Source organism: Nocardioides sp., assembly GCF_035697785.1.
GTDB lineage: Bacteria > Actinomycetota > Actinomycetes > Propionibacteriales > Nocardioidaceae > Nocardioides_B.
In genome coordinates this window covers 21856-28058 of record NZ_DASSCL010000129.1, presented here as the reverse complement: position 1 = coordinate 28058, position 6203 = coordinate 21856, and the positions used below count along the sequence as shown (strand labels likewise).

The 6203-nt window shown below is 71.5% G+C and carries 6 protein-coding genes; 3 read left to right on the top strand and 3 right to left on the bottom strand.

Annotated features, from left to right (window positions below):
• From VFH10_RS14055 to VFH10_RS14045, 3 genes are all read left to right on the top strand, one after another.
• On the top strand, positions 1 to 1367 hold a 1367-nt coding region (locus tag VFH10_RS14055), incomplete at its 5' end, for a DUF222 domain-containing protein (protein WP_325129616.1).
• 76 nt (positions 1368 to 1443) lie between these two features.
• Positions 1444 to 1854 carry a CoA-binding protein gene (locus VFH10_RS14050; RefSeq protein ID WP_414689876.1) on the top strand — a complete coding sequence of 137 codons (411 nt, stop codon included), beginning with the start codon at positions 1444 to 1446 and terminating at the stop codon, positions 1852 to 1854.
• Positions 1824 to 3953 carry a prolyl oligopeptidase family serine peptidase gene (locus VFH10_RS14045; protein WP_325129612.1) on the top strand — a complete coding sequence of 710 codons (2130 nt, stop codon included), beginning with the start codon at positions 1824 to 1826 and terminating at the stop codon, positions 3951 to 3953. The genes VFH10_RS14050 and VFH10_RS14045 overlap by 31 nt, the downstream gene beginning before the upstream one ends.
• Before the next feature lie 63 nt (positions 3954 to 4016).
• Here the strand turns inward: VFH10_RS14045 and purE are convergent, their stop codons facing one another.
• Genes purE through VFH10_RS14030 form a run of 3 tightly spaced genes read right to left on the bottom strand, consistent with a single transcriptional unit; the run spans position 4017 to position 6111 of the window.
• Positions 4017 to 4598 (bottom strand): 5-(carboxyamino)imidazole ribonucleotide mutase, encoded by a 582-nt coding sequence (gene purE, locus VFH10_RS14040; RefSeq protein WP_414689874.1) that lies wholly within the window; start codon positions 4596 to 4598, stop codon positions 4017 to 4019.
• On the bottom strand, positions 4552 to 5724 hold the full coding sequence (locus VFH10_RS14035; RefSeq protein ID WP_325129608.1) for a 5-(carboxyamino)imidazole ribonucleotide synthase: 1173 nt from the start codon (positions 5722 to 5724) through the stop codon (positions 4552 to 4554). Before VFH10_RS14035 ends, purE begins: the two co-directional genes overlap by 47 nt.
• Before the next feature lie 42 nt (positions 5725 to 5766).
• Positions 5767 to 6111, bottom strand: coding sequence for a winged helix-turn-helix domain-containing protein (locus VFH10_RS14030; protein ID WP_325129606.1), 345 nt, complete (start codon positions 6109 to 6111; stop codon positions 5767 to 5769).
• Positions 6112 to 6203 lie beyond the last annotated feature (92 nt).

Here is a 6203-nt window from a genome sequence, read left to right as displayed (position 1 = left end):
AGCGGCAGGCAGTGGCCGACGCCATCGTCGAGTCCAACGCTGCTCTGCTGGAGGTGGAGGCGCGCCAGTTCGTGCTCGCCGCGCAGTGGGCGGACCTGCACCCGATGTCGTCGGGGACGGTGCTGCCGGGGACCGAGCGTGCGCGGCGGTACGGCGGTGACGGGACGCCGTTCGCGGGTGAGTTCGCGGCCGCCGAGCTCGGTGTGCTGCTGGGCCGGTCGCACGTCGCCGCGGCGACGTTGATGGCCGACGCCCTCGACGTCCGGCATCGGCTGCCGAAGCTGTGGGCTGCGTTGTTGGCCGGGTCGGTGCGGGTGTGGCAGGCGCGGCACGTCGCCTCCCGGACCCGGGCCACCGGCCTCACCCTGGCCCAGGCCCGGCAGGTGGACGAAGCGACGACGCCGTACCTGGCCACGCTGCCGTGGGGCCGGTTCGTCGACCTGCTGGAGGCGCGGATCATCGCCGCCGACCCGGCCGCCGCCGAGGCCCGACGGGTGGCGGCGGAGCTGGAGCGGTTCGTGGTCACCGGGCAGTCCAACGAGCACGGCCTGAAGACGCTGGTGGCGAAGGCGACCGCGGGTGAGGTGATCTACCTGGTCGCGATGGTGGACCGGATCGCCGAGATCCTCCTCCAGCACGGTGACACCGACCCGGTCGGCGCCCGCCGCTCCAAGGCCCTCGGCATCCTCGCCCATCCGAGCCGGGCACTGGCTCTGCTGCGGTCGGCCAGCTCGGTGGGTGGTGACCCGGTCTCGACGGGCTCGACCACCGGCGCGGTCTCGACGGGCTCGACCACCGGACAACTGCCGCCGGCCATCCTCTACGTGCACGTCTCCCGGGAGTCGATGCAGAACGGGGACGGGGTGGCGCGGATGGAGGGCGTCGGGCCGATCACGATCGGCCAGGCCTCGGAGTTCCTCCGGCACTCCCAGGTGACCATCCGGCCGGTGATCGACCTCGACGCCGACCGTCCGGTGGACGGCTACGAGGTCCCGGACCGGCTCCGCGACCTCATGCATCTGCGTAGCCCGGGATCGGCGTTCCCGTACTCCTCGGCCACCGGACACCGGATGGACCTCGACCACACCATCCCCTGGGTCTCGACGGGCTCGACCACCGACAGCACCGGGCCACCCGGGCAGACCCGGATCGGCAACCTCGGCAAGCTCACCCGCTTCGAACACCGAGTCAAGACCCACGGCAAGGGCTGGCGACACCGACAACCCGAGCCCGGCGTCCATCACTGGCGGACACCCACGGGCCACCAGTTCACCGTCGACCACACCGGCACCCACCCGGCGCGGGTCTCGACCGCCGACTCGGCGTACGAACGCGCCTTCGCCGGGCTCCTGGCCCGCGCGCGGTGAGCGACGCTCCCCGCGGCGGACCGCTTCCGGGCCGGACTATCGTCGGGGCATGACCGATCGCCCCCGTCGGCCCTGGCTGGCCCCCGACGACATCCGCTTCATGCTCGAGGACTGCGACACCTGGGCTGTGGTGGGCCTGAGCGGCAACCCCGACCGCACCGCCTACCGGATCGCGAAGTTCCTGCAGGACCGCGGCAAGCGGATCGTCCCGGTGCACCCCGACGCACCGACGGTGCTGGGCGAGCAGGGCTACGCAACGCTGGCCGACATCCCGTTCCCGGTCGACGTCGTGGACGTGTTCCGCCGATCCGAGGCGGCAGGCGAGTTCGCCGACCAGGCGGTGGCGATCAAGGCCCAGGCGGTCTGGTTCCAGCTCGGCGTGATCGACGAGGCGGCGTACGAACGCACTGTCGCCGCCGGGGTGCGGATGGTCATGGACACCTGCCCCGCCATCGAGTGGCCACGCCTGGCGGGGTCGGTGGCGTGATGGGCTTCGACTACCCGGAGACCAGGCGCGACGACACCGCCGAGACCCTGCACGGGACGCGGATCGAGGATCCGTACCGCTGGCTCGAGGACCCGGACTCCGAGGAGACCCGGGCCTGGGTGAAAGCGCAGAACGAGGTCTCGCGCGAGCACCTCGACGCGTTGGTCTCGCGCCCCTGGTTCCACGAGCGGCTGTCGGCGTACGTCAGCCGTCCACGGGCCGGCACGCCGGACAAGCTCGGTGAGCGGTACGTCGTCACCCGCAACGACGGCACCCTCGAGCAGGACCAGCTGTACGTCGCCGACACCCTCGACGAGCTGCGTGCCGGCGGCCGACTCCTGCTCGACCCGAACGAGTTCTCCGAGGACGGCACCTCGTCGCTGTTCGACCGCACGGCGAGCAGGGACGGCGCCCTGCTGGCCTACCTCGTCAGTGACGGTGGCAGCGACTGGACGTCGGTCCGGCTGCTCCCGCTCGACGGGTCCGAGCCGGCCGAGCCGTTCGAGACGCTCACCAACGTGAAGTTCTCGTCGGCGACGTGGCTGCCGGACCGCTCGTTCCTGTACCTGCACTACGAGGTGGACGGCACCGGCACCGGCACCGACGCCGCGGCCCTCCCCGGGGGTAGGCTCAGGCTGCACCGGGTCGGCACGCCACAGAGCGACGACGAGCTGGTCCTGGAGTTCCCGGAGAACCCACGCATCGGCGTGACCCCGGAGCTGTCCCACGACGGGCGGTACGTCGTGGTGAACATCCACGAGGGCACCTCCGAGAAGAACCGGCTCTGGGTCTACCCCGTCGAGGTGGACAGGGGCCGCGCGAGCCTCGGCAAGCCCCTCAAGGTCGTCGACGACGTGTACGCCGTCTTCGACTTCGTCCGCATCGACGGGGACCGGCTGTACCTGCGCACCGACCACGAGGCGCCCCTGGGCAAGGTGGTCAGCGTCGACCTGGGGTCGTTCGACCCCGCCGGGCTGAGCACCGAGGACGTCGTGCCCGAGACCGACGGCGCACTGTGGGCAGCGCAGGGAGCCGGCGACGAGATCCTCACGATCCACCTCGTGGATGCCCAGCCGAGGATCACCCGCTTCGCACTGGACGGCTCCGACCGGGGCGTCGTGCCCGTTGACGCCGGTACCGTGGTCGCCGTCAACGCCGAGGCCGGTGACCCGGAGGTGTTCATCGGCACCGCGTCGGTGTCCTCACCCCTCACGTCCTACCGGCTCGACCTCGCCGACGGTCGGGTCGAGGAGGTCACGGGCCTCGAGCAGGGGTCCTCGACCTGGACCGCGCCGGAGGTCGTGACCGAGCGTCGACGCGCGGCCAGTCTCGACGGGACGGAGATCCCGTACTTCCTCTTCCGGCACAGCGACCTGGCGCTCGACATGCCCCGGCCGACGCTGCTCTACGGGTACGGCGGCTTCAACATCCCGATCCTGAACCACTTCCGTCCGACGTTCTCGGCCTGGCTGGCCGCCGGCGGCGTACTCGCGGTCGCGAACCTGCGGGGCGGCAGCGAGTACGGCGCGGAGTGGCACGACGCGGGCCGGCTCCGGGAGAAGCAGAACGTCTTCGACGACTTCGCCGCGATCGCCGACCACCTTGTGGAGCAGGGCGTGACCACGCGGGAGCAGCTCGCCCTGCACGGCGGCAGCAACGGCGGCCTGCTGGTCGGCGCGGTGATCACCCAGCGACCCGACATCGCCGCGGTGGCGCTGCCGTCGGTGGGCGTGATGGACATGCTGCGCTTCCACCTGTTCACGATCGGCGCGGCCTGGATCGCCGACTACGGCTCGCCGGAGGACCCGGAGGAGTTCGCGGTGCTGCGGGAGTACTCACCGCTGCACAACATCGCGGACGGTACGTCGTACCCGGCCACGCTCGTGCTGACCGGCGACCACGACGACCGGGTGGTGCCGGCGCACAGCTTCAAGTTCACCGCCGCACTACAGCGGGCGCAGGTGGGTGCAGCGCCGGTGCTCGCCCGGATCGAGACGTCGACCGGTCACGCGCTCGGCAAGCCGGCCAGGGTCATCGCCAACGAGACCGCGGACCTGTTGGCCTTCGCCGCCGAGCACACCGGGCTGACACCTGACTGACCCTCCGATATCGGTAGTCCCACCGTGGTCTGGGGGTCACGCTCGGGCTACCGATATCGGTGGTCAGAAGCCGAGGCGGTGCTCGGACTCGCCACGCACCGCCTTGCCCTTCTCGCGCGCCGACGCGGCGAGGTCGTCCTGGAAGTCGACCAGCTTCTGGCGGAGCTCCGCGTCGGATGCGGCCAGGATGCGGACCGCGAGCAGGCCGGCGTTGCGGGCGTTGCCGATCGCCACGGCGGCGACCGGTACGCCGGCGGGCATCTGCACGATGGACAGCAGGGAGTCCAGGCCGTCGAGGTACTTCAGCGGCACCGGCACCCCGATCACGGGCAGGGGCGTCACCGACGCCAGCATCCCCGGCAGGTGGGCCGCGCCGCCGGCGCCGGCGATGATCACCGAGAGTCCCCGCTCGGCGGCGCTCTTCCCGTAGGCGAGCATCTCCTCGGCCATCCGGTGCGCGGAGACGACGTCCGCCTCGTGCGGCACGCCGAACTCCTCGAGCGCCTGCGCCGCGTCCTTCATCACCGGCCAGTCGGAGTCCGACCCCATCACGATGCCGACGCGGGGCGTGGTGTCGCCTGGCTGGACCGTCATCAGGTCACTCGCTCTCTTCGCCGAGTTCGCCGCGGAACCAGGCCGCGGCATGGAGGGCGCGTTCGCGCACCTCCTCGAGGTCGTCGCCGTACGCCGTGACGTGGCCGACCTTGCGCCCGGGCTTCACGTCCTTGCCGTACAGGTGCACCTTGATCCGGGGGTCGCGGGCGAGGACGTGCGGATAACCGGCGTACAGGTCACCGGACAGCCGCGCGTCGTCGCCGCCGAGGATGTTCACCATCACCGTCCACGGCGCGCGCGCCTCGGGCGCCCCGAGCGGCAGGTCGAGGACGCCGCGCAGATGGTTCTCGAACTGCCCGGTCACGGCGCCGTCCATGCTCCAGTGGCCGGTGTTGTGCGGCCGCATCGCGAGCTCGTTGACCAGCACCCGGCCGTCGCGGGTCTCGAACAGCTCGACCGCGAGGATGCCGGTCACGTCGAGCTCGGCGGCCACCTTCATCGCGATCTGCTGTGCCTCGATCGCGAGGCCCGCGGCCAGGTCCGGCGCCGGTGCCACGACCTCCCAGCAGATGCCGTCGCGCTGGACGGACTCGACCACCGGGTAGGCGGCGACCTGCCCGGACGGTGACCGCGCCACCAGCGCCGAGAGCTCGCGCCTGAAGTCGACCTTCTCCTCCGCGAGGATCCGGACGCCGGTCGAGCGGGCGGTCTCGAACGCCTCCGCGGCCTCCGCGGCGGTGCCCACCACCCACACCCCCTTGCCGTCGTAGCCGCCGCGTGTCGTCTTCAGCACCACGGGGAAGCCGCCCACACTGGCCGCGAACGCCTCGACGTCGTCGGTGCCGACCACGACCGCGTGCCGCGGGCACGGCACGTCGAGAGCGGTCAGCCGCTCCCGCATCACCGCCTTGTCCTGTGCGTGCACGAGAGCCTCGGGCCCGGGACGGCAGGCGTGCCCCTCGGCGGTCAGGGTGTGCAGGTGCTCGGTGGGGACGTGCTCGTGGTCGAACGTCACGACCGAGCATCCGTCGGTGATCTTGCGCAGCGTCTCGAGGTCGCGGTAGTCGCCGACGAGGGTGTCGGCCACCACCTGGGCGGCCGAGACGGTGGGGCCCTCGGCCAGCAACCGCAGGGGTACGCCGAGCGCGACGGCGGACTGCGCCATCATCCGGGCGAGCTGGCCGCCGCCGATGATCGCGACGGTTGGGGTGCTCACGGGGCCGACCCTATCGAGCGGGCGGTCGGCGCCCGGCGGGGGTCAGGAGGCGGACTGGGCGGCGGCCGGCTGGTCGGCGTACACGGGCGGGCTGAGCTCGAAGCGCAGGCCCCGGCCGCGGATGGTGGTGATCAGCGTCGGTCGGCGCGTGTCGTCGCCGAGCTTGCGGCGCACCCAGCCCAGGTGCACGTCGATGGTCTTGGCGGACGTCCAGAAGGTGGTCTGCCACACCTCACGCATCAGCTCCTCGCGGGTCACCACGTCGCCGGCGCGCGCGATCAGGTAGCTGACCAGGTCGAACTCCTTGTTCGACATGCGGATCTCCGCACCGTCGCGCCATACCCGACGCGTCGCGAGGTCCACGACAACCCCCTGCACACTCATCATGCTCGCCACAGTAAAGAGACAAATCGGACATGGTGTGCGGTTCGAGAAGGTTGGTCCGAAATGACTACCGGCCGGTCTAGTCAATCCGGGAC